Here is a 26,322-nt window from a genome sequence, read left to right as displayed (position 1 = left end):
ACGTCGACGCAGCTGGCGTGCAGCCGACAGGTGGGGGGCGCGATCATCAGTCAGACCGGCAGGCCAACGACGAACCGCGCGCCCAGAGGCTCCGAAGTGATGTCGGCTTCAGTCGGGCGGATGTTCTCAGCCCAGATCACACCACCGTGTGCTTCGACAATCTGTTTGGAAATTGCCAAACCGAGGCCAGAGTTATTGCCAAAATGCTCAACAGGGCGCTGCGAATAGAAACGCTTGAACACTTTGCTTAGGGCCTGATCGGGGATACCGGGACCGGTATCCTCGACCACGACCAAAACGCGATTGTCGCGGCGGCGCGCCCAGACCCGGATCGCATCGCCATCCTCGCAAAACGAAACCGCATTTGTAATCAGGTTGACGAAAACCTGGGCCAGCCGTGCCTCCAATCCCTGAATCATGATTGGGGTTTTCGGCAAATCAGTGATGTAGTCGATGCCCTTCCCGCGGGCGTCTTCGCCAAGGAACTGGTTGAGGTTGCCCAGCATATGCAGCAGGTCAAAACTCTCTTCATCCTCTTTGACCAATTCCGCATCCAGTCGTGAGGCGTTGGAAATGTCGCTGACCAGCCGGTCCAGACGCCGCACGTCATGCTCGATGACATCCAACAGCTTCTCACGCTGGTCTTCACGTTTGATCATCCGCAGCGTTCCCACGGCGGATTGCAGGCTCGCCAGCGGGTTCTTGATCTCATGCGCCACGTCCGCTGCAAACTGCTCGTTGCTGTCGATACGGTTATAGAGTGCCTTCACCATGCCGCGGAGTGCCCGGCTGAGGCGGCCGATTTCATCGGGGCGCGCACTCAAATCGGGGATGCGGATACGCCCCGGTTTGGATTTTCGGGAATCCCCGTCCCGGCCCAGCTCAGCCGCTTCGGCCAGATCCGCGAGCGGGTTGGCGATGGTAGAGGCGAGGACGAGGCTCAGGCCGATGGAAACAACCAAGGCCACGACAAACATCTGCAAAACGCGTTCCTGTTCGCCACGAACCAAGGCGTCAATCTCGCCGGTGGGCGACGCCAGTGTCACAACACCGATGGCCTGCCCCTGAAAGAGGATCGGCGTAGCTGCGGAGAACACCGTCCCGCCGCTGGTATCGACGACGGCCTTCACCTCGGTTCCGCCTGCCAAGGCCTGCTGCACCATACCGCGCAGCTGGTCTTCCAGCGGCTGAGCCTCAGGCTCCGGTGCGTCCGATTTCAGCAAGCCGCCCGCCGCCGACCAAAGCGCAGCGAGACCATCGCTGATCAGGGTGGCTGACGGGTTGTCATCCGTCAGCAGATCCAGCGCGCCGCCTTGTTCGACACCTTTGGTCTGTGCGATCAGCGTGCCAGCGGTATCAAAAACGAAGACCTCAGCCCCGGCGCGCAGGCTGATATTCTGCAGAGTGGTCACCGGATCGATGCCATCGCCGACAGCCAGGCTGACCGTGCCAACCTCAGGCAGCTGCGCCTCAAACACATCCGAGATCAGCATCGCCTCTGCCGCAAGGGCCCCGGCGCGCTGCAGCACCAGACTCTGGCGTGAGGAATTGAGATAGAGAATGCCCGAAACGAGAATAATCAGCGCGATGAGGTTCAGCGTGATGATCTTACGCGTCAGCGGCGAGCCCCGCAGCGACAGCACACCACGGCGCGCGCGCTTGTCCTGCAGCTCACGCGTGACGTTCTGGTCCGGTGCGACCCAGTCGTCGCCCAGAACAACATCATTATCCCGCTGTGAACGGCTTATGCCGGAATCGCGCATCGGCGTTTTACTCCGCCTGCCCCCATACGGGGGTTACTCTTCATTGTAACGGTATCCGATACCGTAAAGCGTCTCAATCGCCGAGAATTCAGAGTCCGCGCTGCGCATCTTCTTGCGCAGACGTTTGATATGGCTGTCGATGGTGCGGTCATCAACATAGACCTGATCATCGTAGGCGACATCCATTAGCTGATCTCGGCTTTTGACAAAACCGGGGCGTTGCGCCAGCGCTTGCAGCAGCAGGAATTCGGTCACAGTCAGTGACACGTCCTGCCCCTTCCAGCTGACCGAATGGCGCAGCGGATCCATCCGCAGGTTGCCGCGCTCCATCACCTTGTTTTCAGTGGTCGTGGCGACTGCGTCGCCACTGATCGCTTCCTGACGGCGCAGCAAAGCGCGGATCCGCTCGACCAGAAGCCGTTGAGAAAACGGTTTCTTGACGTAGTCATCAGCCCCCATGCGCAGGCCCAGCACCTCGTCTATCTCATCATCTTTGGAGGTGAGAAAGATCACCGGCATCTGGGTTTTCTGCCGCAGACGCTGCAACAGGTCCATGCCATCCATGCGCGGCATCTTTATATCGAGAACGGCCATATCCGGCAGTTTTTTGTTGAACGCGTCCAACGCAGCCTGCCCGTCATTGTAGGTCTCCACCTCGAAGCCTTCAGCCTCAAGAGTCATCGAGACCGAAGTCAGGATATTCCGATCATCATCGACTAAAGCAATCTTAGACATCTGATTGGCCCCTAATCTGCTCTTTTTGCGTTTTTTAGACGTTCATCGCCGTTCTGCCTCGGCGAATCAATGCCAATTGAAGAATCTGGACACAGTTTCGCCTCAATTGAGACAAAAATACCTTAGCAGGCGCTGAAGATTCCGGCAGTCACCCCTGCAAATTGTCTTTAAAGAAAATGGTTGCGCTAAACATCGCCTTGATGGCGCTAACTGCGTCAAACCGTTCTGTTCAGCGTGCAAACCCTCATGTTAAGACCAGCCACATCGGCTGGTTGTGCCGATTTCTGCCCCAGGGCGCGGCTTTTATTGTTTGCGGCCTTTGATGGTCGACACAGGAGAAAGAACACATGGCATCTGGACGGGTTAACCCGCAATTCCGCCTCGAAGATCAAGGTATCGAAGGACTGGGGAACGTCTATTATAACCTCATGGAGCCAGCCCTGATTGAGGCGGCCCTGAAGCGCGACGAGGGTACGCTTGGCAATGGCGGCGCCTTTCTTGTCACCACCGGCAAGTTCACCGGCCGCTCCCCCAAGGACAAACATGTCGTAAAGACTGACAGTGTGGCCAAGACCATCTGGTGGGAAAACAATGCCGAGATGAGCCCCGAGGGCTTTGACGCGCTCTATGAAGATATGCTCGCCCATATGCAGGGCAAGGAATACTATGTTCAGGACCTCGTCGGTGGTGCGGACCCCGCCCATGCGATCAACGTCCGCATGGTGACCGAGCTGGCTTGGCACGGTCTGTTCATTCGCACCATGTTGCGCCGCCCTGACCGTGAAGATCTGGACGACTTTATCGCGGATTTCACTGTCATCAACTGCCCCAGCTTTCAGGCCAATCCGGAGCGCCACAACTGCCGCAGCGAGACCGTGATCGCGATGAACTTTGATCGCAAGATGATCCTGATTGGCGGCACTGAATACGCCGGTGAGAACAAGAAATCTGTCTTCTCGCTGCTGAACTACCTGCTGCCGGAGAAGGGCATCATGCCGATGCACTGCTCGGCCAACCACGCCAAGGGCAATCCGGTCGACACGGCCGTGTTCTTTGGCCTGTCGGGCACCGGAAAGACCACCTTGTCTGCAGACCCGGACCGGGTCCTGATCGGCGATGACGAGCACGGCTGGGCCGACAACGGCACCTTCAATTTCGAAGGTGGATGTTATGCCAAGACCATCAACCTGAATGCCGAGGCAGAGCCGGAAATCTACGCAACGACGTCCAAGTTCGGCACCGTGATCGAAAACATGGTGTTCAATCCGGAGACCAAGGAGCTGGACTTCAACGACGACAGCCTGACCGCCAACATGCGCTGCGCCTACCCGCTGCACTACATCTCCAATGCCTCGGAGAGCGCACGCGGCGGCCACCCCAAGAACATCATCATGCTGACATGTGATGCCTTTGGGGTGTTGCCTCCGATCGCGCGGCTGACACCGGCGCAGGCAATGTATCACTTCCTGTCCGGTTTCACCTCCAAGGTGGCCGGCACCGAGCGCGGCGTGACCGAGCCGGAGCCCACTTTCTCCACCTGCTTTGGTGCGCCCTTCATGCCGCGCCGTCCGGAAGTTTATGGCAACCTCCTGCGTGAAAAGATTGCCGAGCACGGTGCAACCTGCTGGCTGGTCAACACCGGCTGGACCGGCGGTGCCTACGGCATCGGCTCGCGCATGCCGATCCGTGCCACTCGTGCCCTACTGACCGCAGCGCTGGACGGCTCCCTCGCTGAAGCAGAGTTCCGCAAGGACGGCAACTTTGGCTTTGATGTACCTGTGACCGTTCCCGGTGTGGCCGAAGTTCTGCTGGATCCGCGCCGCACCTGGGATGATCAGGCCGCCTATGATACCCAGGCTGCGAAGTTGGTTCAGATGTTCTCTGACAACTTTGAACAGTACCTGCCCTACATTGATGATGACGTGAAAGCCGCGGCCATCGGCTGAGCTTCACAGCTTCGAAACACAAAAAGCCCTGATCTTCTGATTGGGGCTTTTTCCTTTCCGGGTTTCCCACGCGCTACTGTCCCGGCTTGATACCGCTGTCTTCCAACTTGTGTTCTGGTTCCACGTGGATCGTGACCTGCGCCGTCGGCAGCGCGACGCGGATGGCTTCTTCAATGCGATCACAGATCGCATGAGATGCCCGCACGGTCATGTCTCCTGCAACGACCATGTGAAATTCGACAAACACCGCCTGCCCGGCCCTGCGGGTTTTTAGCCCATGCACCTGCAACGCGCCTTGGGCGGTTCTGTGAATGATCGCAGCAATCTCATCCCGCTCATTCTGGGGCGCAGCCTGATCCATCAGCCCCCCAACTGATGAGGCCACAACCAGATAGCCTTCACGCAGGATGTTAACCGCAACCAGCAGGGCCAGGACCGGGTCAAGCAATGACCAGCCCGTCCCCATCGCGAGAACCAACCCGATCAGAACTCCCGCAGAGGTCCAAACATCGCTCATCAGATGGCGACCGCCTGCGGCCAATGCTGGGGATTTAAGTGCCGCCCCCCGTGCGATCAGCACCCGCGCCCAAAGAAGATTTATCACCATTGCGCCCGCATTGACCCACAACCCGGCCGCGCTCCAAACCAAGGGAGTCGGCACGAGTAAGGCGCTGATCGCCTCCTGAAGGATCAGCAGGGCTGCCACGATGATCATGATCCCTTCCACGACAGCCGAGAAATACTCCGCCTTGTGGTGACCAAAGGGATGCCCCGCGTCAGCCGGGCGACTGGCGTAGCGAACCGCAAACCAGGCAATGATTGCGCCGCCGATATTGACCAGAGACTCCATCGCATCGGAAAACAGCGCAATTGAACCGGTCAGCCACCAGGCCAGCGCCTTTGCACAGAGTACCAGAAGCGCGACCGCGATGGATGTGGTGGCCAGCTGTTCAGCGCTCATTCGCTTTGCCATCTGCGGTCCTCTTTGCGTGCTTTGCGCCCCATACCGGCCCTAACATGTCGGTTAGGCCCTAATACATGAGGCCCCGTCGCAGCAGATTTGCCCCGGCGACCAGCAATACAACCAGCGTCGCCCGTCGAAAGGTGACCTGATTGATCCGGTCCTGCAAGCGTCCACCGATCCACATACCACAAATAGCAGGCGGGATCAGCAGTAGCGAGAACGGCGCTGTATCTGCCCGCATCACACCAGATCCGATATGCGCAATCAGCAGCGCCACCGCGCCCAGCCCGTAAATCACGCCCTGTACCCGCATCTGTTCACGTTTCTCCGTGCCAAGGGCGGTCAGATAGGCCACTGTCGGCGGTCCCCATATCCCGGAGAATCCACCGATAAACCCGGCGAAGGCAGCAACTATCGCCTCAACGCGCGGCGTGGCGCGGGAGATTGGGATGGCGATCCCAAACAGCTGCAGCACGGCAAACAGGGTGATCGGGGCACCAATCAGGATCAGCATAATATCCTGCGGTAAAACCCGGACAAGCTGCGCGCTGGCCAGCAGAAAAACGAGACCAATCAGCAGGAAGATCCTGAACCGCTTCATCGACTGCCAGGCCGCCTGCCCCCCCTGCCGCAGGGCCTGCATTCCGTTGGTCACCAAAGTCGGCAGGATCAGCCCGGCCAAAGCAATATCCGGTGGCAGGAACAGACTGAGGCCGGACACGAGAATCATCGGCATGGCGAACCCCACCATCCCCTTCACGGCGCCGGCAAGCGCCGCAATTGCAAAGGCCGCAAGTAGATGTACAGAGATCAACTCTGCTGGGAGGAAAAGCATAACAATTGAATTATCTGACATGATCAGACCCTTAGCACAGGTTTTCTCCGCTGCGCGCGCAAAATCTTTACGTAATTTTTGATCCAAACGTAATGTCACAGGGTATTTTTGTTGCGCTGCAACTGCAAAATGATCTACCACATACGCAGCTGAAAAGGATGTGATTCATGGCCCACGACGGACAGGACCCGCAAATGCAACCGACGCTTATCTCTGACGTGCTGACACTGACAGCTGCTGCGCTGGAGCCGGTGGACCAGCTGCTGGAGGCCGCGCGCGCGACGGTACGTGAACAGGTCAGCGAGGATGGGCGCGTCTCCGGAGTGTTGGTTGAGGCGCATCAGACGGCTGCACATGGGCTCGCCTGGCTTGCGACTTACGCTTACAGCCTGCGCCAAATGCATCGTTGGGCCGCACAGTTACAGGCAGACGGCAAATTTGGCGAGATGGAGCAGCTGATGCTTCAGATCGGTTTTGGCGAATACCTCTGGCAGATCTACGGTGGCATCCAGATGAACCAGGGTGAAATCCTGCGTCTGCAGGATCTCGGCCTGTCGCAGGACAGCCAGCGGATGCTGATGGCCCCTGCTGTGATGACGCTCTGCGACAGCGGCAATACCCAGGCCGCCCGCCTGCGGCTGGTCGAACTGATGCAGGATCAGGCTGGATCCGTGATGTTTGGCGCTTCTGGGCTTGACGAAGAACTGGAGATGATCCGCGACCAGTTCCGTCGCTATGCGCTCGAAAAGGTAGAGCCGAACGCCCACGATTGGCACCTGAAAGATGAGCTCATTCCGATGGAGATCATCGAGGAGCTGGCCGAAATGGGTGTTTTTGGCCTGACCATTCCTGAAGAATACGGTGGGTTTGGCCTCTCCAAGGCCTCCATGTGCGTGGTCTCAGAGGAGCTCTCACGCGGCTATATCGGCGTCGGCAGCCTTGGCACCCGCTCCGAGATCGCGGCTGAGCTGATCATCGCAGGCGGCACCGAGGAGCAGAAAGCCAGTTGGTTGCCCAAGATTGCGAGTGCAGAAATCCTGCCAACGGCTGTGTTCACAGAACCCAACACAGGTTCCGACCTCGGCTCCCTGCGCACCCGCGCCGTAAAGGACAACAATGGCGACTACCAGATCACCGGCAACAAGACCTGGATCACCCATGCCGCCCGCACCCATGTCATGACGCTGCTGGCGCGGACGGATCCCGACACGACCGATCACCGTGGTCTGTCGATGTTCCTCGCCGAAAAAACACCGGGCACCGATGAAAACCCGTTTCCGACCGAAGGTATGACAGGCGGCGAGATCGAGGTTCTGGGCTATCGCGGCATGAAGGAATACGAGTTGGGCTTTGACGGGTTTCACGTGAAGCGTGAAAACCTGCTTGGCGGAGATGAGGGCAAGGGTTTTAAGCAATTGATGGAAACCTTTGAGTCCGCCCGCATCCAGACCGCCGCCCGTGCCATCGGTGTTGCGCAATCCGCACTCGATATTGCGATGCAATATGCGCAGGATCGCAAGCAATTTGGCAAGCCGCTGATCGCTTTCCCGCGTGTAGCCTCTAAGCTGGCGATGATGGCAGTAGAGATCATGATCGCGCGCCAGCTGACCTATTTCTCTGCTTGGGAAAAGGACAACGGCCACCGCTGCGACCTAGAAGCCGGCATGGCTAAGCTGCTCGGCGCGCGTGTCGCCTGGGCGGCAGCTGACAACGGCTTGCAGATCCATGGCGGCAATGGGTTTGCACTGGAATACAAAATCAGCCGGGTTCTGTGTGATGCCCGCATCCTCAATATCTTTGAAGGCGCCGCAGAAATTCAGGCACAGGTAATCGCACGGCGCCTGCTGGCCTGATCACGGACCGATCACTGTGCAGATTTGAAGCTGCAACTGACCCGGCACCCCTGTGCCGGGTTTTTCGTTGTCCGCGTCTTGACGTGCGGCCATCAGAAGTTAGCGTGTCACCATGAAAAAGACGTATTTTCTGATGCTTGCCATGCTTTGCACCGGCACCCTCAGCGCCTGCACTGGCGATGAAACCTTGCGGGCATACGGAGGCAGCAGCGCCACATGGCAGCTACGGGAGGTCGACGGCGACGCGGTGTCAGCGGTCACGACGCTGAGCTTCCCCCGCCCCGGCGCACTGACCGGTGAGTTGCCTTGCAACCAGGTGACCGGCCAACTCACCACGCCCTATCCCTGGTTTGAGGTCGAGAACCTCGCCACGACCCGGATGGTGTGCTCCGCCCTGCAGGAAGAAACCGATGTCCTTGCCGCGTTGCAGGCGATGGAGATCGTAGAGATTAAAGGCGCGGTGATGATCCTGTCGAACGAAGCCGGGCGCGAAATGATCTTCACGATTGCCGGCTGAAAACATCGATGAGCCGCCCGCGGGCCTCCGGCAGCGGGTGATTGCCAAGCGATGGCGCAAGCCGGTTTTGCAGGAAGAAGCCAGTGGTGGACAGGGCTGTCACGATCTCACTATTCTCCGCCCCACCACGGCCCATCAATACCGGCGGTAAGGGCAACATCCGATCAGCCCATTCACCTGCCCCCCTGCGTGAAACAGCGCGCCCGCTCTTGGGTGAGACATAGATCAGGTCGAGACGACTGCCGGTAACAGCGCATTGCTCGAACTCCAAACCAAAACCCATCTCCTCCAGAAGGGCCACCTCCCAGCGCAGATAGGCCAGAGGCCAGATGTCATCGCGGCCCAGAAGGTCCAGAATCTGTGTGCTGCGCAGGTAGAGCTCCGGATGGGCTTCCCGCTCCGGCAGACAGAAGGCAAGCAGCGCAGTCACCGCGTTCAATCCAGCAAGCGCCAACCGGCTGGACATGGCAGTCGCAGCACGACTTCGGATCAATTCAGCATGATAGCTGCCAAGGTGGTCTTCAAGGCGGGCACGCCAAGTCAGATCCAGCTGCGCACCGGGCTGCAACACAGGGGCCATCCTGCGCCCTGCGCCGCCGCGCACAATGCCGGCGTGACGCCCATGTTCCGCAGTAAACGCATCGACAATGGCCGCGCTTTCTCCATGGCGGCGCATCGTCAGCAATATGCCCTCGTCGCGCCATTCCATGATCAGTCCAGCCCCGGTTCATCCAGCAGGTGACGGCCCTGACGATCTTCGACCTCAATCACCCAAAGATCGGGATCAAAACTGCGCTGTTTGGCGATGGCGGCATCAACTTCGGCCTCATCACCGTCTGTCAGCGTGACCCAGCTTCGCGTACCGCTCATCAGATCGTAAGAGCGATGCAAGGCCTGTGCGCGGCGGTCCAGCGTGTTCAGCTTGATCAGGACGGCGCCCGCCGTGTCATCCCCGTGCGCGGTCACAAAGGCGGGGATATCGGCCAGCCGCAAGCGCGTGAGATAAGCCTGCACCCAGAAACTGGCCGTCAGCCGTGCCATTTGGGATCAGTTCCCGTCTTTAAAATCGAGACCCATCTCGGAATAACGTTCGGATTCTTCCAGCCAGTTCGGGCGCACTTTCACCTGCAGGAAAAGATGCACCTTGCGGTCAAGAAACTCTTCCAGCTCAGCGCGGGCTGCCTGACTCACCGCTTTTATGGTTTCACCGCGTTTGCCCAGCACGATACCCTTGTGACCGTCACGCATGACGTAAATCAGCTGATCGATCTTGGCAGACCCATCCTTGCGCTCTTCCCAGTTTTCGGTTTCCACGGTCAGCTGGTAGGGCAGTTCCTGATGCAGCCGCAGGGTCAGTTTCTCACGAGTCATTTCAGCCGCGATCATCCGCATGGGCAGATCGGCGATTTGGTCCTCGGGATAGAGCCACGGCCCCTCTGGCAACTGCTCTGCCAGCCAGCCGCGCAGATGGTCGACACCATGCCCCTTTTCTGCGGAAATCATGAAGGTATCAGCAAACGCGTAACGTTCATTCAGATCTTTGGTCAAACCCAACAAGACCTCGGACTGAACGCGGTCGATCTTGTTGATTGCCAAGGCGATCTTGCGACCCTCGCCGATATTCTCAAGACCTTCCAGAATGCGCTCGACACCTTCAGTGATACCCCGATGCGCCTCCACCATCAGCACGACCACATCGGCATCCGCAGCGCCCCCCCAGGCAGCGGCAACCATTGCGCGGTCAAGCCGACGGCGCGGCTGGAACAGGCCAGGCGTGTCGACAAAAACGATCTGGCTCTCGCCCTCCATCGCAACACCACGGATGCGGGCGCGGGTGGTCTGAACCTTATGGGTCACAATCGACACCTTGGCCCCAACCATCCGGTTGAGAAGCGTGGATTTGCCTGCGTTGGGTTCACCAATCAGGGCAACAAAGCCGGCGCGTGTGGTCATTTTTCTTGCTCCAATCGTGCCAACAGAAATTTGGCAGCGGCCTGTTCGGCCTGACGTTTCGATCCGGCAGTCGCGCGGCCTTCGGTGCCATCCTGCAACTGCACGGAAATAGTAAATTCCGGCTGATGATCCGGGCCTGTTCGCTCCACCAGCACATAGGCCGGGGGCTGTTCCCCCCGCGCTTGGGCGAATTCCTGCAAGGTGGTCTTCGGGTCACGGGCATCCGCCTCAACCCGACCGATACGATTGCCCCAGAGCCGCAGGATCAGCTCCTGCGCCGCGTCAAACCCGCCATCTTTATAGACGGCTGCAATCACGGCCTCCATCGCGTCGCCCAGCAGCGCCAGTTTTCGCCGCCCGCCGGACATGGTCTCGGAGCGGCCCAGTTTCAGCACCGCCCCCAGATCAATATCACGCGCCACATCTGCGCAGGTTTCCTTGCGCACCAGCGCATTGAACCGCGGGGCCAGCTGCCCTTCTGTCGCGGCCTTATCCGTGTCCAGAAGCGCTGTAGCCATCACCAGCCCAAGCACCCGGTCGCCCAAAAACTCCAGCCGCTGATTGTCCTGACGGTTGGGAGAAGACACAGAGGCGTGTGTCAGCGCCCGCACCAGAAGTGCCGGCTGGGAAAAACTATAGCCGATCCGCGTCTCAAACGCGCGCATATCCTTGGAGAGTTTCACTCGATCCCCTTAAAGAAGCGATCCCCGCGCCAAGTCCAGAAGAACAGCATCGACCGGCCAGCCGAGGAAAACATGATACGATCCGCACGACCAATGAGGTTTTCATAGGGCACATAACCAACGCCACCCGCTGATTGCGGCAAGCGGCTGTCGGAGGAATTGTCGCGGTTGTCGCCCATAAAGAAGTAGTGCCCCTCAGGCACCTGATAGATCCCAGTGTGATCCATCCCCTGATTGCCGATATTGAGCACAACATGCTGGCTGCCACCCGGCAGCGTTTCGATCTGACGGGACTTCGTGCACATCGCACCCTCGCCCACCGGTGCGTTTTCGCACAGCGGGTAAGATCCGGCTGGGCCCTGAGGCGCCATCAGCTCCTCAAAGTCGCCCGCATCCTGCAGCGCGACAGCGGCGCCGTTGATGTGCAGCACCCCATTCTTGACCTGGATCTTATCGCCCGGCAGGCCGATCAGCCGCTTGATGAAATCGTTCTGATTGACCGGATGACGGAAGACCACGACATCACCGCGCTCGGGCTCACCGGCCCAAATACGAGAGTTGTCACCATCAAGGAATCCACAGATATCACTGTTGTCGATGCCGATGCCGACACTGGGGAATTTCAGGCTGGGACAGGAAGCGGAGGAATAGCCATAGGCCATCTTGTTTACGAACAGAAAGTCGCCAATCAGCAGCGTTTCCTTCATAGAGCCGGAAGGAATCCAGAACGGCTGAAAGAACAGTGTGCGGAACACACCCGCGATCAGCAGGGCGTAGACAATCGTCTTGACCGTCTCAAGGATCGAACTTCCGACTGTTGCTTTGGCCGTCATCAGGCTCTCCGGTCTAACTGTAAACAAGGGTCCGGCGCTACATGCGGGGCCGATCCGGGTAAGTCAAGCATCGCCCGGCGTCGCAAGCGGTTCACGAGCGATTGGACGCGCCTCAATCACGACGAAGGCCTGTGCCCAAGGGTGATCGTCCGTCAATGTAACGTGAATGATGGCTTCGTGCTCCGGCGGCGTCATCTTGGCCAGCCGATCAGCGGCCCAACCGGTGACATGCATAACCGGCTGGCCCGTGCGCAGATTGGAAACCGCCATATCTTTCCAGGCGATCCCCATGCGCAAACCGGTGCCAAGCGCCTTGGAGCAGGCTTCCTTTGCAGCCCAGCGTTTGGCATAGGTTCCGGCGACATCCATGCGCCGCTCGGCCTTACGCTGTTCAATATCGGTGAAGACACGGTTTCTAAACCGGTCGCCGAACCGGTCCAAAGTGCGCTGAATACGCTCGATATTTGCCAAGTCAGTCCCAACGCCCAATATCATGCCCTGATCAAAGGCGATCTGACCGGAACTGGCAAGACCCGTGGACGTCGGTGGCTGTCCTAGCCGCGCACCTCAGCCATCAGGCGGCGCATCTCGGCGATGGCCGGGGTCAACCCTCTGAAGATCGACTCGCCGATGAGGAAATGACCAATATTCAATTCACGCACCTCAGGAAACGCGGCGACGGGTTGTACGCAATCATAGGTCAGACCGTGGCCTGCGTGGACCTCCAACCCCAGTGAATGCGCAAAGCTGGACATCTCGCGTAGGGCGGCCAACTCGGCATCGCGCTTGGCAAAATCGCCTTCAGCATGGGCATCGCAATACGCCCCGGTGTGCAGCTCAATGACCTCGGCGCCGATGCGATGCGCGGCTTCAATCTGGCGCTGATCCGCAGCAATGAAGATTGATACCCGGCATCCAGCATCCCGTAACGGCGCAATGTAATGCGCCAGCTTGTTTTCCTCGCGGGCCACTTCCAGCCCTCCCTCGGTGGTGCGCTCTTCGCGTTTTTCCGGCACGATGCACACCGCATGGGGTTTATGGCGCAGCGCAATTTTCTGCATTTCCTCCGTTGCTGCCATCTCAAAGTTCAGCGGCACGCTCAGGGCGGCCATCAGCCCGTCGATATCGGCATCGGTGATGTGGCGGCGATCCTCTCGCAGATGCGCCGTGATTCCGTCAGCGCCGGCCTCCTCGGCCAATTTGGCCGCCCGCACCGGGTCCGGTGCCAAGCCACCGCGCGCGTTGCGCACGGTGGCTACATGGTCAATATTCACACCAAGCCGCAGCCCGGCAGTTTGCGAGGACGTCTGTGCCATGGATCCAATTTCCTACTAGAGTGCCTTTCGCCTGAGACTAGGCGCTGCGGTGGTAAGGGCAAGCCCGGAAACCACCAAATTGTGCCTTGGCGCGAAGGCTCAGCTGCTGCTGTCGCTTTCGGCGTCCAGAGAGGCACGTTTCTTGATAATATCAAACTTCGCCTTGATCTTGGCACGGCGGCGCTGCTGATAGGCCCGGATCACCGGAACGCTAAGCACATAGCAAACCGTTGCCGTAATGATGCCCGGAATAACGCCCCCGACAAGATAGGGATAAAACACCTCGTGGTAGAACAGGGTCAGCCCCTGCCAATCCGCAGGGCGATCGGTGACTAACGCAATCAGGTTGTCGAACAGATCATCACCCGCCGCCAGGAATTTCCCGACCAGTGACTTATCCACGTCGGCATCGAATTCGGTTCCCAGAATCCAGTGTCCGGTCTGCAGCGAGGCGACGCCAATCGGCACATAGGTGAGCGGGTTGCCAAAGAACGTACCGCTGAGAGCCGCCAGAATATTCCCGTTCATCAGCCGTGCGATGATCGCAGCCACAACGAAGTGCATGCCATAGAACGGGGTAAATGTGGTGAAGACACCGGCCCAGACCCCTCGGGCGATCCGCTCCGGCGAATCGGGCAGACGGCGCACACGATGCTTCACATAGTGAAACGCGCGCCCCCAGCCGCCCCGCGGCCACAGGAAATCGGCAACCGCGCGCAGAGGCGGACGTCTATCACGGCGCCTGAATACCAAAGATACGCGTCCTTCCCAAATCCTACTGAACGGCTACCCGAGCTTTGGGCGGCTTTCCGGCAAATCGCGGAACCGAGCAACAGCAGCGACATCACTCTCGGCTTCCAGCATCAACATCAGCGAATGCAGCTGTTCCACATCCCGCAACTCGACATTAATCATCAGCCGGTAAAAGTCTGGTTTCCGATCGACAAATTCAAGGTCTGAGATATTGGCCTTTTTCTCACCGATCAATGTGCAAATGCGCCCCAGAACACCGGCATCATTGCCAATCGTCAGCTCCAGCGTCACACCATAGACCGCCGGGTGGGTTCCGCTATGCCAATGCAGGTCGACCCAGCGTTCGGGCTGGTCTTCCACCTCTCCCAGCGCGTCACAATCTGCAGCATGTACCACCACACCCCGCCCCCGGTAGGTGATGCCGATGATCCGCTCACCCGGCAAGGGCTGGCAACAGGGCGCACGCTCGAAGCTCTGCCCCGGCTCAAGACCAATCACTGCGCGGCGGGGAGACACCTCGTCACTGTCATCCGCGGCAAGCTCCGGATAGACCGCCTGCACCACGTCATGAGCGGTAAGAACGGCCGCGCCGAGACGGGCCAACAATTCATCCACCGTACTGACACGTAGAGCGCGCGCCGCTGTTTCCAGCGCCTTATCCGTGGCCTTGCGGCCCACATGTTCAAAGGCAGATCGCGCCAACTCGTGACCCAGTTTCACAAACCGGGCCCGATCCGCTTCGCGCAGGGCGCGGCGGATCGCCGTGCGCGCCTTGCCCGTGGTCGCGATGTCCAGCCAGCTCACCTGCGGGGTCTGCCCTTCCGCCGTGATGATCTCAACCGACTGTCCATTGCGCAGACGCGTCCACAATGGCACACGGATTGCATCCACTTTCGCCCCCACACAGGCATGTCCGATGCGGGTATGGATTGCATAGGCATAGTCGATCGGGGTCGCCCCCTTGGGCAGTTTGATCACATCCCCCTTGGGGGTGAAGCAGAACACCTGATCAGAATACATCTCCAGCTTGACCGCCTCGAGGAACTCATCATGATCTTCCTCTGCGTCGAACTGCTCCGTGAGGGACGCAATCCACTTTGCCGGATCAACGGCAAAGGGGTTCTCAGATCGCACACCATCACGATAGGACCAATGTGCCGCAACACCGGTCTCCGCCACATCGTGCATCTGGCGTGTGCGGATCTGCACCTCTACCCGCTTGCCGTCGCGCCCGGAGACAGTTGCATGGATCGACCGATAGCCGTTGGACTTTGGCTGGCTGATGTAGTCCTTGAACCGGCCAGGCACCGCCCGCCAGCGCTGATGGATGGCACCAAGCGCACGGTAGCAGTCTTCCTCACTCGCAGTGATAATACGGAACCCGTAGATATCAGAGAGCCGCGAAAAGCCCTGATCTTTTTCCTGCATCTTGCGCCAGATGGAATAGGGTTTCTTTGCGCGACCAAAAACTTCGGCCTCAATCCCGGTCTTCTCAAGCTCCGCCCGCATGTCGCCGGTGATGCGGTGGATCACATCGCCGGTTTCGCGCTGCAACGTGACGAAGCGGCGGATAATCGATTGCCGCCCTTCAGGATTAAGCACTCGAAAGGCCAGATCTTCCAGCTCCTCGCGCATCCACTGCATCCCCATGCGGCCTGCCAGCGGCGCATAGATATCCATGGTCTCACGCGCCTTTTGGGCCTGTTTGTCCGGGCGCATCGCCTTGATAGTCCGCATGTTATGCAGACGGTCCGCGAGTTTGACGAGAATGACCCGCAGGTCTTTCGACATTGCCATGAACAGCTTGCGGAAGTTCTCGGCCTGTTTGGTTTCGCGGCTGGATAGCTGCAGGTTTGTCAGCTTGGTCACACCATCGACCAGCATTGCCACCTCGTCCCCGAACCGCGTGGAGATTTCGTCGTAGGAAGCCTTGGTATCTTCGATGGTGTCGTGCAGCAGGGCGGTGATGATGGTGGCATCATCCAGCCGCTGTTCGGTCAAGATGGCCGCGACTGCTACGGGATGGGTGAAATAGGGTTCGCCCGAATGGCGAAACTGCCCATCGTGCATTTGTTCACCGAACGCATAGGCATCGGCGATCCTGTCCGCATTGGTCCGGGGATTGTAGTTGCGGACCAGAGCAATCAGGTCTTCTGGTGAAATCATTTCCGGTCCGCAGCCTCAGCTCACTATGTCTTGCGACGTCTCAACCCTGCCCTTGCGCCTCCATTAGCGCACGCAGCAGTTTTTCTTCCGACATGTCATCGGTGGCGGGTTTGTCGTTTTCCGCACCCATCAGAAGGGCCATGGAATCATCTTCCGGCTCATCCACTTCGATCTGGGTCTGGTTGCTTTCGATCAGACGCTCGCGCAGAGAGTCGGCGCTTTGGGTTTCGTCAGCGATCTCACGCAGGGATACGACAGGGTTCTTGTCGTTGTCCCGCTCAACCGTCAACGCGGCACCAGCCGAAATCTCACGCGCACGATGCGCGGCGAGCATCACCAGCTCAAAGCGGTTGGGAACCTTGTCTACGCAGTCTTCAACCGTCACGCGGGCCATAGGCGACTCTCCAAATCAAAATAAGTCCAGAAGGGTGACTTCTAAAACCAAAGCTTTCTCTTGACAAGCGCCGAATGGGGCGCATCGACGGCTCAGACCGGCGAAATCTCATTCAAATCGGACATTGGCAGCGCAGCGCAGAGCTCGCGGACAGTCTGACCGAGAATCGGGTGCCGCCAATCCGGCGCGATATCCCGCAACGGTACGAGGACAAAGCCGCGATCCTGTAGCCGTGGGTGCGGTACCAGCATCTGCCCCGGTGCCTCCTGCATTTGCTGTTCAAGCGGCAGATCTTTCCAACGTTCGAAAGTCGCCACATCCGGACAGATCAAATCATCATAGGCGATCAGGTCCAGATCCAGCGTCCGCATTCCCCAGCGCTGTACGCGGCGGCGGGCAAAATCAGCCTCAACCTGATGCAACAGATCTAGCAAATCTCGCGGTGACAGAATTGTGCGTATTGCGATTGCTGCATTCACATAGTCAGGGCCAGATCCAGCCGGAAAACAGGGCGTACGATAGAACCGCGATACCGCCGTCAGCCGGATGTCTGATTCGGACAACTGTTCAACAGCCCCTATGAGGGTATGGACCACCGACTGCTCGCCGATAGGCAGGTTCCCCCCCATGGCAATAAGCGCCTCTGACCGGATTTCGGTCATTTTTGCCCTCGTTTCTTGATCCCGACACACTTGCGGCAAATGTCAAATAACCTACATTAAGTCCACCCGTTTTAGCGTATTTCAGCATTCACTCACGGAACCTCACTGCTGAGACGGACCTACCGGAAGGACATATTTGATGTTTTACAAGGACGAACGGCTTGCGCTGTTCATCGATGGCTCGAACCTTTATGCCGCTGCAAAGGCGCTGGGGTTTGACATCGATTACAAGTTACTCAGGCAGGAATTCATGCGCCGGGGCAAACTTCTGCGCGCCTTTTACTACACTGCCCTGCTGGAAAATGATGAATATTCTCCCATCCGGCCTTTGGTGGACTGGTTGCATTACAACGGCTTCACCATGGTGACCAAACCGGCCAAGGAATACACCGACAGCATGGGCCGCCGAAAGGTGAAGGGGAATATGGATATCGAGCTGACGGTGGACGCCATGGAACTGGCACCGCGCGTCGATCATATCGTACTATTTTCCGGCGATGGCGATTTTCGCCCCCTGATCGCCAGTTTGCAGCGGCAGGGCGTACGCGTCTCCGTGGTCTCCACCATTCGCAGCCAGCCACCGATGATCTCGGACGAGTTGCGCCGCCAGGCCGACAACTTCATCGAACTGGAAGAGTTGAAGGACGTGATTGGTCGCCCCCCCCGCGAACAAAGCGATCCCCGTTCGGTGTCGGCCGCAAGCGGCTGATACCGATCTGTTGCCGAAGACGACGCGCTTCGGACATGGCAGACACAGCCCGCAGCAGTGCTATTCACTGACTGCGGGCTTTCGTTTGCGCAGCACGCGCGCCATTTGACGCATGAGCAGCACGAGTCCGCTGCGCAGGACTGGACCTTGCCCTCGGAAAGTCCTAGCTCTGAGCGGTAAGGAGACCGCGATGACCAAGCCACCCCTGACGCTATATCTAGCCGCACCACGCGGTTTCTGTGCCGGTGTCGACCGGGCCATCAAAATCGTTGAAATGGCGCTCGAGAAATGGGGAGCACCTGTCTATGTGCGCCATGAGATCGTCCACAATAAATATGTGGTCGATGGGCTGCGGGATAAAGGCGCTGTTTTTGTCGAGGAGCTGGACGAATGCCCAGATGACCGCCCGGTGATTTTCTCCGCCCATGGCGTGCCGAAGTCTATTCCAGCAGAGGCTGATCGCCGCCAGATGATCTATGTCGACGCGACATGCCCGCTGGTATCGAAGGTCCACATTGAGGCCCAGCGCCACGCTGAAAACGGCCTTCAGATGATCATGATTGGTCACAAGGGACATCCGGAGACCATCGGAACCATGGGACAGCTGCCTGATGGCGAAGTACTGCTGGTCGAAACGCCGGATGATGTGGCCACCGTGGCGGTACGCGATCCTGACAATCTGGCCTATGTAACCCAGACGACGCTGTCAGTGGATGACACCAAGGATATTGTCGCCGCCCTGCAATCACGCTTCCCCAATATCGTCGGTCCGCATAAGGAAGATATCTGCTACGCCACCACGAACCGCCAGGAAGCGGTCAAGGAAGTTGCCCCCAAGGCCGACGCCCTGCTGGTGGTTGGCGCGCCGAATTCGTCGAACTCTCGCCGCCTTGTGGAAGTTGGCGCAAAGGCAGGCTGCCAATATGCACAGCTGGTGCAGCGCGCCGAAAATATCGACTGGCGCGCGCTGGAGGGGATCTCATCGGTCGCCATTACCGCTGGCGCCTCTGCACCTGAATTGCTGGTGAACGAGGTCATCGACGCCTTCAAGGAGCGGTTCGAGGTGACTGTTGAGTTGGTCGAGACCGCAATTGAGCGGGTCGAGTTCAAGGTTCCACGGGTTTTGCGCGAACCCGCCTGACGCAATCGCATTTGCCCTCTGCAGCCGCTTTACCTGTCTGCAGGGTTTCTTTGCCTTGCAACTGATCAATAGCCGATTACCCTTGGCCAGCGCCACATTGTCTGCCGAAGGAGCTGATCAATTGATTTCACTGCAATTTCTGATCACCGCATTTGTCGTTGTCCTCGCACCGGGAACAGGGGTGCTGTACACGCTGGCGCTTGGCCTTGGTCAGGGACGGAGAGCCGCAATCTGGGCCGCAGTCGGCTGCACCTTTGGCATCCTGCCTCATCTGGCGGCCGCCACATTGGGGTTGGCTGCAGTTCTGCACACCTCTGCACTGTTGTTTCAGGCCGTGAAGATCGCGGGCGTTCTCTATCTTCTTTATCTTGCGTGGCAGATGCTGAAAACGGATGGTGCCCTGTCGCTGTCCAATGCGCCCACCGCGCGAGACCGGGGCGCGAAAATTGCCAAGCGCGGGGCTATGATCAACATTCTCAACCCAAAGCTCTCCGTGTTTTTCCTGGCTCTTCTGCCCCCCTTCCTCTCAGGCACGCCCGAGACCGCAACGCAGGAAATGATTATCCTTGGGCTGATCTTCATGGCTATGACCTTTGCGGTGTTTGTTCTCTATGGCCTGTTCGCGGCCCAAGCGCGCACTCTGATCCTGGGATCCGACACCGTGGTGAAATGGCTCAATCGCAGCTTTGCCGGGCTATTTACTGCTTTGGCCGCACGACTGGCGATGGAACGCGCATGAGCCGGATACCACCCGCACCACTGATCCTGGGTCTCGCTGGCGTGATACCGTTTGTATGGGGTGCGCTGTCAACGCAGTTCTCGTCCTTACAGATCTGGGGCGCAGGTCATCTGGGTCCGCGGTTTGTCGGCCCCTATGTGCAGCTGTTCTACGGCTCCGTTATCCTCAGCTTCATGTCCGGCGTGCTGTGGGGATTCGCGACCAAGACATCGGGAATGCGGGCCACAACGGGCTACACGTTGTCAGTGCTGCCAGCACTCTGGGCGTTCTTTATGACAGGCGGTGGCCCAACCAGCGCAGGCATCAACCTGATCTACGGTTTCGCCGGGCTGTTGCTGCTGGACTATGCCTTCTCCGCATGGCGCCTAACTCCATCCTGGTGGATGCAGCTGCGACTGCTGCTCACATCTATCGTGATCGCCAGCCTGGCCGTAGGCGTGTACCTATGAGTGAACCAGACCGCACGACTCTGGAAATCTACAACCGCAAGGCGTCGGATTATGCGGACCGCAACGAGATCCACTTGCGGCAGGATCCGCGGCTTGAGGAATTCATCGCCGCCTGCCCGCCCGGTGGTCAGGTGTTGGATCTGGGCTGTGGTCCAGGCACGTCCAGCGCAGTTATGGCATCCGCCGGTCTACGCCCTCTTGCCATGGATGCTTCGGCTGAAATGATCGCGCTGGCGGACCAGCTCTCCGGGGTTCAGACCCAGCTTGCCAGCTTTGATGAGCTCACCGGCATCGACATCTACGATGGTGTCTGGGCCAATTTCAGCCTGCTGCATGCCTCGCGTGCCGACTTCCCCCGCCATTTGCGCGCCATCCGGCAAGCATTACGGTCAGGTGGCCCCTTTTACATTGCGCTGAAGCTCGGTAAGGGCGAGGCCCGGGACGCCCTTGGGCGGCTCTACACCTATTATGAGGACAACGAATTGAAGGATCTGCTGCGCTCAGCCGGTTTCACACCCACCAACAGTACCACAGGCGAAAGCGTCGGCTTAGATGGGTCAATGGCACGCTGGATTTCGGTGGCCTGTCATGGCTGAGCTATTCGCCTACACCGATGGTGCGTGTTCTGGTAATCCCGGCCCCGGCGGTTGGGGTGTGTTGCTGCGGGCAATGGATGGTGAGACCATCGTCAAAGAAAAGGAACTGAGCGGCGGCGAGGCCGAAACCACCAACAACCGTATGGAACTTCTGGCCGCAATCAATGCCCTCGAAAACCTTGCGAGACCGTCCACGCTGACGGTTGTCACCGATTCCGCATATGTAAAGAACGGCGTCACGGGCTGGATTCACGGATGGAAACGCAACGGTTGGAAAACCGCGTCGAAGAAGCCCGTCAAAAATGTCGAACTCTGGCAGCGTCTGGACGAGGCACAGCGCCGTCACACCGTGACGTGGGAATGGGTCAAAGGGCATGCCGGGCATCCTGAAAATGAACGTGCTGATGAGCTGGCCCGAGCTGGAATGGCCCCCTTCAAACCCGGCAAAGCCAAAGCATGACCATCCTCACCCTTCTGGACTACGCCTCCGTTCTGGTCTTTGCCGCCTCTGGCGCGCTGGTGGCCAGTCGGGCGCAGCTTGATATTGTCGGGTTTGCCTTCGTGGCCTGTTTGACGGCCGTTGGCGGGGGCACGGTCAGGGATCTACTTCTGGATCGGCATCCGGTGTTCTGGATCGGGGATTCCACCAATATCCTGCTAGCGGCCGCTGCTGCGGTGCTGGTATTTTTCACCGCCCATCTGGTGGAGAGCCGGTTGCGCTGGATTGTCTGGCTTGACAGTTTTGCGCTGGCAGTTGCGGTGTCTGCCGGCACTGGTGCGGCCATTCTGACAGGTCAACCCCCCGTGATCGTGGTGCTGATGGGTATGGCAACGGGCACGTTGGGTGGGCTCATGCGGGATGTCGTCTGCAATGAGGTCCCGCTGGTTCTGAAGCAGGGGGAGCTTTATATTTCCTGTGCGATGGCGGGGGCGATCACCGCTGTCGTCAGCATCGCCTTTGGCCTGCCGAACCGCTGGGCACTGGTGGCCTGTGCAGTGGTCTGTTGGGTTCTGCGGGCAGGCTCAATCACGTTTGGCTGGCATCTGCCGGTCTATCGCTCACGCCCGCCGCGCAGTTGATCCCGTATCTCAGCCCCCTAGCGCCGCCAATGAAACGGCACAATGATCAGCGCACCGATCGAGGCTGCGATGGCGTTCCACCCCGGCGCCCGAAATCCGATTCCGAACATAATCACTGCGAAATGGAACAGAAACGCGCCGCCCACACAGATGATGATGGAAGACAGATAACCGTTCTGGGTGAAGCCGGTTTTCTCCGCTAGGTAGCCGACAATGCCGGCGATCACTACGCTGCCGAAAAGAGCTAGAAACATCGCCCGTCCCCTTTAAAGGTCTGTGCCAGCAGCAATAGGAAAGCCGCGCAAAAAGATCTCTCGCTCCTGCGCACCCTTGCCCGCACGCTGCAACCTCAGCAGTTCAACCGCGCCCTCACCGCAGGCAATGCGCAGGCTGTCATCCAGAACCCTGCCCGCAACCCCGGCACCATCGACAACACGTGACGCCAGAAGCTTCACGCGCTGGCCGTCAATCTCGCACCAGGCACCGGGAAATGGGGACAGCCCACGGATCTGCTGATCAACCTCAACCGCTGGGCGTGTCCAATCCACGCGGGCCTCCGCCTTGTCGATCTTGTGGGCGTAGGTCACGCCATCGTCCGGCTGCACCACTGGTGTTAGATTCGTCAATTGTGTCAGCGCCTGCACGATCAACTCAGCTCCCATTTCAGACAAGCGGTCGTGAAGCTGAGCAGTGGTTTCCTCTGCGCCGATACCTGTCGCCTCGCGCATCAGAACTGGCCCCGTATCCAACCCAGCTTCCATCTGCATGATACAGACCCCGGTCTGTGCATCCCCCGCCATGATCGCACGGTGGATCGGTGCCGCGCCACGCCAGCGCGGCAAGAGGCTTGCGTGAATGTTGAGGCACCCTTGGCGCGGCGCGTCCAGAACAGCCTGCGGCAGGATCAAACCGTAGGCAACCACAACCGCCACATCGGCGTTCAGCGCTGCAAACTCGACCTGTTGCTGCGCATCCTTCAGGCTGACCGGGTGGCGCACCTCAAGCCCCAGCGCCTCCGCCCGGGCGTGAACCGGCGTGGGTCGGTCCTTCTTGCCGCGCCCCGCTGGGCGAGGTGGCTGACAATAAACGGCAGCAATATCATGCCCCGCCTCAACCAACGCATCTAGCACCGGGACAGAGAAATCAGGTGTCCCCATAAACACAATACGCATCTGTCGCCCCTTCACTCTGAGTTTGCCCATCCGAAACAGGCTCTAACTTGGGGAAACCCCGATTGATTTTCAGCCGCTCAGCTTCTTTGCCTTGCGGATTAACATATCGCGCTTCACCTTCGACAGCTTGTCGAAATACATCTTGCCGTTCAGGTGGTCGATCTGGTGTTGCACGCTGGTGGCTTCAATCCCAACGAAATCCCGCTCAACCGTTGCACCGGTTTCATCCATGTAACGCACAGTCACCGCACGGGGGCGTTTGATCTTGGCCGAGACACCGGGCAGGTTCGGACTGGCTTCCTCATGCTCGCGCAGCGCGACCGACGCATGCAGAATTTCAGGATTGGCCAGACGGACTGCACGCCCCCGCTCGCTGGAACCATCAACCACCGCAAGCCGCTGCAAGACACCGATCTGGTTAGCGGCCAGCCCGACACCGGGCATCGCCTCCATTGTATCGATCATGTCCTGCCAGAGGGTCAGCGTTTCGTCAGTGATTTCGCTGACCTCCTCGGCGCGGCTGCGCAGATATTTGTCAGGCCAGGGCAGGCAGGGGCGCACGGTCATCGGGTTGTCTCCAGATAAGTTTCATCGGTGGCGACGGCAGCAGCACGCGCCGCAGGGGACACCCTGTCAAAGGTCACGCGCCCCTCAAGGTGATCATATTCATGTTGTACGCAGGCTGCGGCGAACCCCTCAAACCGGCGTTGATGACGAACCCCATGCAAATCGCTCCAGGCCAGATCGACCCAGGCCGGGCGCGTAACCTCAAGATTGACACCTTTGATCGAAAGACAGCCCTCGGACATTGTGGCCGTCTCTGCCGACAGCGCAACGATGTCCGGGTTGACGCAGACCAGAGGGTCACGCGTGCCTTCTTTCCAGGTGGTATCCATCACGAACAGTCGTGCCAATACGCCGACCTGTGGTGCGGCCAACCCACGCCCCGGCGCGGCATACATTGTTTCCAGCATATCGCGGGCAAGCGTTTCGACGTCTCGCGGTGTAGCAATCGGTTTTGCCGGGGTGCTCAGCACCGGATCAGGCCAGGCCCTGATGGGAAGAACCGCCATATTGTCCACCTCTCATGGGCACAAACACCCACACCCACACCCTTGGCCTGAGGCCAGCATTCGTGCCGTGCCGCCCCGCTGTCAGCCGCGGCCACGCTCACGTTTCAGTTTCTGCATCTTCCGGGTGATCATCTGCCGCTTCAGCGGTTTCAGGTAGTCGATGAACAGCTTGCCATTCAGATGATCGATCTCATGCTGGACACATGTGGCCCAGAGCCCGTCGAATGTCTCCCGCTGTGCATTGCCGTCCCGGTCCATCCATTCGACCTCAACCACCTTGGGGCGGGTCACCTCGGCATATTGGTCGGGAATCGACAGGCAGCCTTCCTCATAGACGTTCGTCTCGTCCGAGGACGCCACAACTTCAGGGTTGAACATCACCAAAGGGCGCGCCGGGCCGTCCTCTTCCTTGACGCAATCGAGCACGATCAGCCGGTCCAACACCCCGATCTGCGGCGCAGCAAGCCCGATACCCGGCGCGGCATACATGGTTTCCAACATGTCATCGGCCAGCGTACGCAACGCATCGGACATATCCGGCACGGCTGCACAAACCTTCTTGAGGCGGGGATCAGGGTGGATCAGGATCGGACGTTTCATGCCGCTGATTTAGGCCATTGACGCGCGCCCTGCAACGCCCCCCTTGCACGCGGCTGGATTGCCGTTAGCTTCGCCCGGGAACAACGGGAGTTCAGACATGAATTTTGACAAGATCATTGATCGCCGGAACACACATTGCATCAAGTGGGACATGATGGAGGATCTCTACAACGTGCCACGCGACGAGGGCCTGTCGATGTGGGTTGCGGATATGGATTTCGCAGTTCCCTCGGTGGTGACCGACAAAATGCGCGAGATGGCAGACCACGGGGTCTATGGATATGTGAATTGCGACAGCCCCTATAAATCCGCAATCTGCTGGTGGATGCAAAACCGCCACGGATGGTCGGTCGATCCGGAGGCGATTTTCACCACAACAGGGCTGGTCAATGGTGTCGGCATGTGTCTCGACACCTTCACCCAACAGGGTGATGGGATCGTATTGTTCACACCCGTCTATCACGCCTTTGCCAAGGTCATCCGCAACGCCGGGCGTGAAGTGGTTGAATGTGAACTCGCCGTCAATGACGGACGGTATGAGATGGACTTCTCCACTTATGACGCGCAGATGACCGGCGCGGAGAAAATGGTCATCCTCTGCTCGCCGCATAATCCGGTTGGCCGAGTATGGACCGAGGAAGAGCTGCGCGGCGTTGCCGACTTCGCCAAGCGGCACGATCTGATCCTGCTGTCGGACGAAATCCATCACGATTTGGTCTTCGACGGCGCTACCCATATCCCGATGCAGAACGCAGCCCCGGACATCACCGATCGTCTGCTCATGCTGACCGCCCCGTCCAAAACGTTCAATTTTGCCGGCATGCACACCGGTCAGGTCATCATTCCGGACCCAGAGCTGCGGGCGAAATTTTCCCGCCGAATGATGGCGTTGGCGCTATCGCCGAATTCCCCCGGCCAATGGGCTACGGCGGCGGCTTATTCTCCCGAAGGTGCCGCATGGGTGGATGAGCTGGTGCCCTATCTCGATGGCAATCGCCAGCTCTTTGATGCTGCGGTGAATGAGATCCCGGGCCTGCACTCCACCAGGCTGGAGGCAACCTATCTCGCCTGGGTCGATTTCTCTGGCACCGGTATGAGCCGCGAGGAATTTACGGCGCGGGTAGAACAGGGCGCCAAGATTGCAGCCAATCACGGCCCGAGCTTTGGCACTGGCGGCGAAAATTTCCTGCGCTTCAACCTCGGCACCCAACGCGCGCGGGTGGAAGAGGCCTGCGATCGGCTGCGCAACGCCTTCTCCGACCTGCAATAGCAGCGTCGCGACCGACAACAGCCCGATTTCAAGCCAGACCAAAAAACACCGGGCAGAAACGCAACAAAAAAAGGGGACCACTTATTCTTGGTCCCCTTTCAAATTGGCTTTCTGGTTCAT

The 26,322-nt window shown here is 59.0% G+C and carries 31 protein-coding genes; 11 read left to right on the top strand and 20 right to left on the bottom strand.

The window, feature by feature from the left end; genetic code table 11:
• Positions 1-50 precede the first annotated feature (50 nt).
• Together INHI_RS0118370 and INHI_RS0118365 are read right to left on the bottom strand one after the other, a co-directional pair.
• Entirely contained in the window at positions 51-1,763 is a 1,713-nt protein-coding gene (locus INHI_RS0118370; protein WP_027248533.1) for a sensor histidine kinase, read from the bottom strand.
• 33 nt (positions 1,764-1,796) lie between these two features.
• Entirely contained in the window at positions 1,797-2,498 is a 702-nt protein-coding gene (locus INHI_RS0118365) for a response regulator transcription factor (protein ID WP_014876049.1), read from the bottom strand.
• Positions 2,499-2,845: 347 nt separating this feature from the next.
• On the opposite strand from INHI_RS0118365, the gene INHI_RS0118360 reads away from it, so the two are divergent.
• The gene (locus tag INHI_RS0118360) at positions 2,846-4,444 is read left to right on the top strand and encodes a phosphoenolpyruvate carboxykinase (RefSeq protein WP_014876050.1); all 1,599 of its coding nucleotides are present in this window, start codon (positions 2,846-2,848) and stop codon (positions 4,442-4,444) included.
• Positions 4,445-4,517: 73 nt separating this feature from the next.
• Here the strand turns inward: INHI_RS0118360 and INHI_RS0118355 are convergent, their stop codons facing one another.
• On the bottom strand, positions 4,518-5,417 hold the full coding sequence (locus INHI_RS0118355; protein WP_014878892.1) for a cation diffusion facilitator family transporter: 900 nt from the start codon (positions 5,415-5,417) through the stop codon (positions 4,518-4,520).
• A 58-nt stretch (positions 5,418-5,475) separates the two neighbouring features.
• Complete coding sequence (locus INHI_RS0118350; RefSeq protein ID WP_014878891.1) at positions 5,476-6,264, bottom strand: sulfite exporter TauE/SafE family protein; 789 nt, start codon at positions 6,262-6,264, stop codon at positions 5,476-5,478.
• A 146-nt stretch (positions 6,265-6,410) separates the two neighbouring features.
• Here INHI_RS0118350 and INHI_RS0118345 point away from each other — a divergent pair, with 146 nt between their 5' ends.
• Both INHI_RS0118345 and INHI_RS0118335 read left to right on the top strand, forming a co-directional pair.
• Positions 6,411-8,096: an acyl-CoA dehydrogenase family protein gene (locus INHI_RS0118345; protein WP_027248532.1), complete on the top strand. Its 1,686-nt coding sequence runs from the start codon at positions 6,411-6,413 to the stop codon at positions 8,094-8,096.
• A gap of 112 nt (positions 8,097-8,208) precedes the next feature.
• A complete protein-coding gene (locus INHI_RS0118335) occupies positions 8,209-8,613 on the top strand; it encodes an META domain-containing protein (RefSeq protein ID WP_027248531.1) in 405 nt (134 codons plus the stop codon).
• Here the strand turns inward: INHI_RS0118335 and recO are convergent.
• From recO to folK, 11 genes are all read right to left on the bottom strand, one after another.
• On the bottom strand, positions 8,597-9,322 hold the full coding sequence (gene recO, locus INHI_RS0118330) for a DNA repair protein RecO (RefSeq protein ID WP_027248530.1): 726 nt from the start codon (positions 9,320-9,322) through the stop codon (positions 8,597-8,599). The genes INHI_RS0118335 and recO overlap by 17 nt on opposite strands.
• A 2-nt stretch (positions 9,323-9,324) precedes the next feature.
• A complete protein-coding gene (locus INHI_RS0118325) occupies positions 9,325-9,654 on the bottom strand; it encodes a DUF1491 family protein (protein WP_027248529.1) in 330 nt (109 codons plus the stop codon).
• Positions 9,655-9,660: 6 nt separating this feature from the next.
• Positions 9,661-10,566 carry a GTPase Era gene (era, locus tag INHI_RS0118320; protein ID WP_014876057.1) on the bottom strand — a complete coding sequence of 302 codons (906 nt, stop codon included), beginning with the start codon at positions 10,564-10,566 and terminating at the stop codon, positions 9,661-9,663.
• Positions 10,563-11,249 carry a ribonuclease III gene (gene rnc / locus INHI_RS0118315; RefSeq protein WP_014878886.1) on the bottom strand — a complete coding sequence of 229 codons (687 nt, stop codon included), beginning with the start codon at positions 11,247-11,249 and terminating at the stop codon, positions 10,563-10,565. The genes era and rnc overlap by 4 nt, the downstream gene beginning before the upstream one ends.
• Positions 11,246-12,082: a signal peptidase I gene (gene lepB / locus INHI_RS0118310; RefSeq protein ID WP_027248528.1), complete on the bottom strand. Its 837-nt coding sequence runs from the start codon at positions 12,080-12,082 to the stop codon at positions 11,246-11,248. The genes rnc and lepB overlap by 4 nt, the downstream gene beginning before the upstream one ends.
• 63 nt (positions 12,083-12,145) lie before the next feature.
• Positions 12,146-12,577: a holo-ACP synthase gene (acpS, locus tag INHI_RS0118305; protein WP_014878885.1), complete on the bottom strand. Its 432-nt coding sequence runs from the start codon at positions 12,575-12,577 to the stop codon at positions 12,146-12,148.
• Positions 12,578-12,636: 59 nt separating this feature from the next.
• On the bottom strand, positions 12,637-13,398 hold the full coding sequence (locus INHI_RS0118300; protein WP_027248527.1) for a pyridoxine 5'-phosphate synthase: 762 nt from the start codon (positions 13,396-13,398) through the stop codon (positions 12,637-12,639).
• Between the two features lie 99 nt (positions 13,399-13,497).
• A complete protein-coding gene (locus INHI_RS0118295) occupies positions 13,498-14,151 on the bottom strand; it encodes a DUF2062 domain-containing protein (protein ID WP_014876062.1) in 654 nt (217 codons plus the stop codon).
• A gap of 33 nt (positions 14,152-14,184) precedes the next feature.
• Positions 14,185-16,317: a RelA/SpoT family protein gene (locus INHI_RS0118290; protein WP_014876063.1), complete on the bottom strand. Its 2,133-nt coding sequence runs from the start codon at positions 16,315-16,317 to the stop codon at positions 14,185-14,187.
• A gap of 40 nt (positions 16,318-16,357) precedes the next feature.
• Positions 16,358-16,711 (bottom strand): DNA-directed RNA polymerase subunit omega, encoded by a 354-nt coding sequence (rpoZ, locus tag INHI_RS0118285; protein ID WP_014876064.1) that lies wholly within the window; start codon positions 16,709-16,711, stop codon positions 16,358-16,360.
• Positions 16,712-16,803: 92 nt separating this feature from the next.
• Positions 16,804-17,373 carry a 2-amino-4-hydroxy-6-hydroxymethyldihydropteridine diphosphokinase gene (gene folK, locus INHI_RS0118280; RefSeq protein WP_014878883.1) on the bottom strand — a complete coding sequence of 190 codons (570 nt, stop codon included), beginning with the start codon at positions 17,371-17,373 and terminating at the stop codon, positions 16,804-16,806.
• A 139-nt stretch (positions 17,374-17,512) separates the two neighbouring features.
• Between folK and INHI_RS0118275 the strand changes: the two genes are divergently transcribed.
• From INHI_RS0118275 to INHI_RS0118245, 7 genes are all read left to right on the top strand, one after another.
• Entirely contained in the window at positions 17,513-18,082 is a 570-nt protein-coding gene (locus tag INHI_RS0118275) for a LabA-like NYN domain-containing protein (RefSeq protein WP_014876066.1), read from the top strand.
• A gap of 190 nt (positions 18,083-18,272) precedes the next feature.
• Positions 18,273-19,223 carry a 4-hydroxy-3-methylbut-2-enyl diphosphate reductase gene (ispH, locus tag INHI_RS0118270; RefSeq protein ID WP_014876067.1) on the top strand — a complete coding sequence of 317 codons (951 nt, stop codon included), beginning with the start codon at positions 18,273-18,275 and terminating at the stop codon, positions 19,221-19,223.
• 121 nt (positions 19,224-19,344) lie between these two features.
• Positions 19,345-19,962 carry a LysE family translocator gene (locus INHI_RS0118265; RefSeq protein ID WP_014878882.1) on the top strand — a complete coding sequence of 206 codons (618 nt, stop codon included), beginning with the start codon at positions 19,345-19,347 and terminating at the stop codon, positions 19,960-19,962.
• Positions 19,959-20,411 (top strand): DUF3429 domain-containing protein, encoded by a 453-nt coding sequence (locus INHI_RS0118260; protein WP_014878881.1) that lies wholly within the window; start codon positions 19,959-19,961, stop codon positions 20,409-20,411. Before INHI_RS0118265 ends, INHI_RS0118260 begins: the two co-directional genes overlap by 4 nt.
• Positions 20,408-21,007, top strand: a complete 600-nt coding sequence (locus INHI_RS0118255; RefSeq protein WP_014878880.1) for a class I SAM-dependent DNA methyltransferase — start codon at positions 20,408-20,410, stop codon at positions 21,005-21,007. The genes INHI_RS0118260 and INHI_RS0118255 overlap by 4 nt, the downstream gene beginning before the upstream one ends.
• Complete coding sequence (gene rnhA / locus INHI_RS0118250; RefSeq protein ID WP_014878879.1) at positions 21,000-21,467, top strand: ribonuclease HI; 468 nt, start codon at positions 21,000-21,002, stop codon at positions 21,465-21,467. Before INHI_RS0118255 ends, rnhA begins: the two co-directional genes overlap by 8 nt.
• Positions 21,464-22,087, top strand: coding sequence for a trimeric intracellular cation channel family protein (locus tag INHI_RS0118245; protein WP_014876072.1), 624 nt, complete (start codon positions 21,464-21,466; stop codon positions 22,085-22,087). Before rnhA ends, INHI_RS0118245 begins: the two co-directional genes overlap by 4 nt.
• Positions 22,088-22,104: 17 nt before the next feature.
• On the opposite strand, the gene INHI_RS0118240 is transcribed toward INHI_RS0118245, so the two are convergent.
• The 5 genes from INHI_RS0118240 to def (INHI_RS0118220) form a co-directional block, all read right to left on the bottom strand.
• Complete coding sequence (locus INHI_RS0118240) at positions 22,105-22,341, bottom strand: hypothetical protein (protein WP_014878878.1); 237 nt, start codon at positions 22,339-22,341, stop codon at positions 22,105-22,107.
• A 12-nt stretch (positions 22,342-22,353) separates the two neighbouring features.
• On the bottom strand, positions 22,354-23,259 hold the full coding sequence (gene fmt / locus INHI_RS0118235; protein WP_027248526.1) for a methionyl-tRNA formyltransferase: 906 nt from the start codon (positions 23,257-23,259) through the stop codon (positions 22,354-22,356).
• Between the two features lie 69 nt (positions 23,260-23,328).
• The gene (gene def, locus INHI_RS0118230) at positions 23,329-23,826 is read right to left on the bottom strand and encodes a peptide deformylase (protein WP_014878876.1); all 498 of its coding nucleotides are present in this window, start codon (positions 23,824-23,826) and stop codon (positions 23,329-23,331) included.
• The gene (gene def / locus INHI_RS0118225) at positions 23,823-24,332 is read right to left on the bottom strand and encodes a peptide deformylase (protein WP_027248525.1); all 510 of its coding nucleotides are present in this window, start codon (positions 24,330-24,332) and stop codon (positions 23,823-23,825) included. The genes def (INHI_RS0118230) and def (INHI_RS0118225) overlap by 4 nt, the downstream gene beginning before the upstream one ends.
• 81 nt (positions 24,333-24,413) lie before the next feature.
• Positions 24,414-24,932, bottom strand: coding sequence for a peptide deformylase (def, locus tag INHI_RS0118220; RefSeq protein ID WP_014876077.1), 519 nt, complete (start codon positions 24,930-24,932; stop codon positions 24,414-24,416).
• Between the two features lie 97 nt (positions 24,933-25,029).
• Between def (INHI_RS0118220) and INHI_RS0118215 the strand changes: the two genes are divergently transcribed.
• A complete protein-coding gene (locus INHI_RS0118215; protein ID WP_014878874.1) occupies positions 25,030-26,202 on the top strand; it encodes a MalY/PatB family protein in 1,173 nt (390 codons plus the stop codon).
• The last annotated feature ends 120 nt before the right edge of the window (positions 26,203-26,322 follow it).

Origin of the sequence: Phaeobacter inhibens DSM 16374, assembly GCF_000473105.1 — a bacterium.
Lineage (GTDB): Bacteria > Pseudomonadota > Alphaproteobacteria > Rhodobacterales > Rhodobacteraceae > Phaeobacter > Phaeobacter inhibens.
This window is presented reverse-complemented; position numbering and strand designations above follow the sequence as displayed.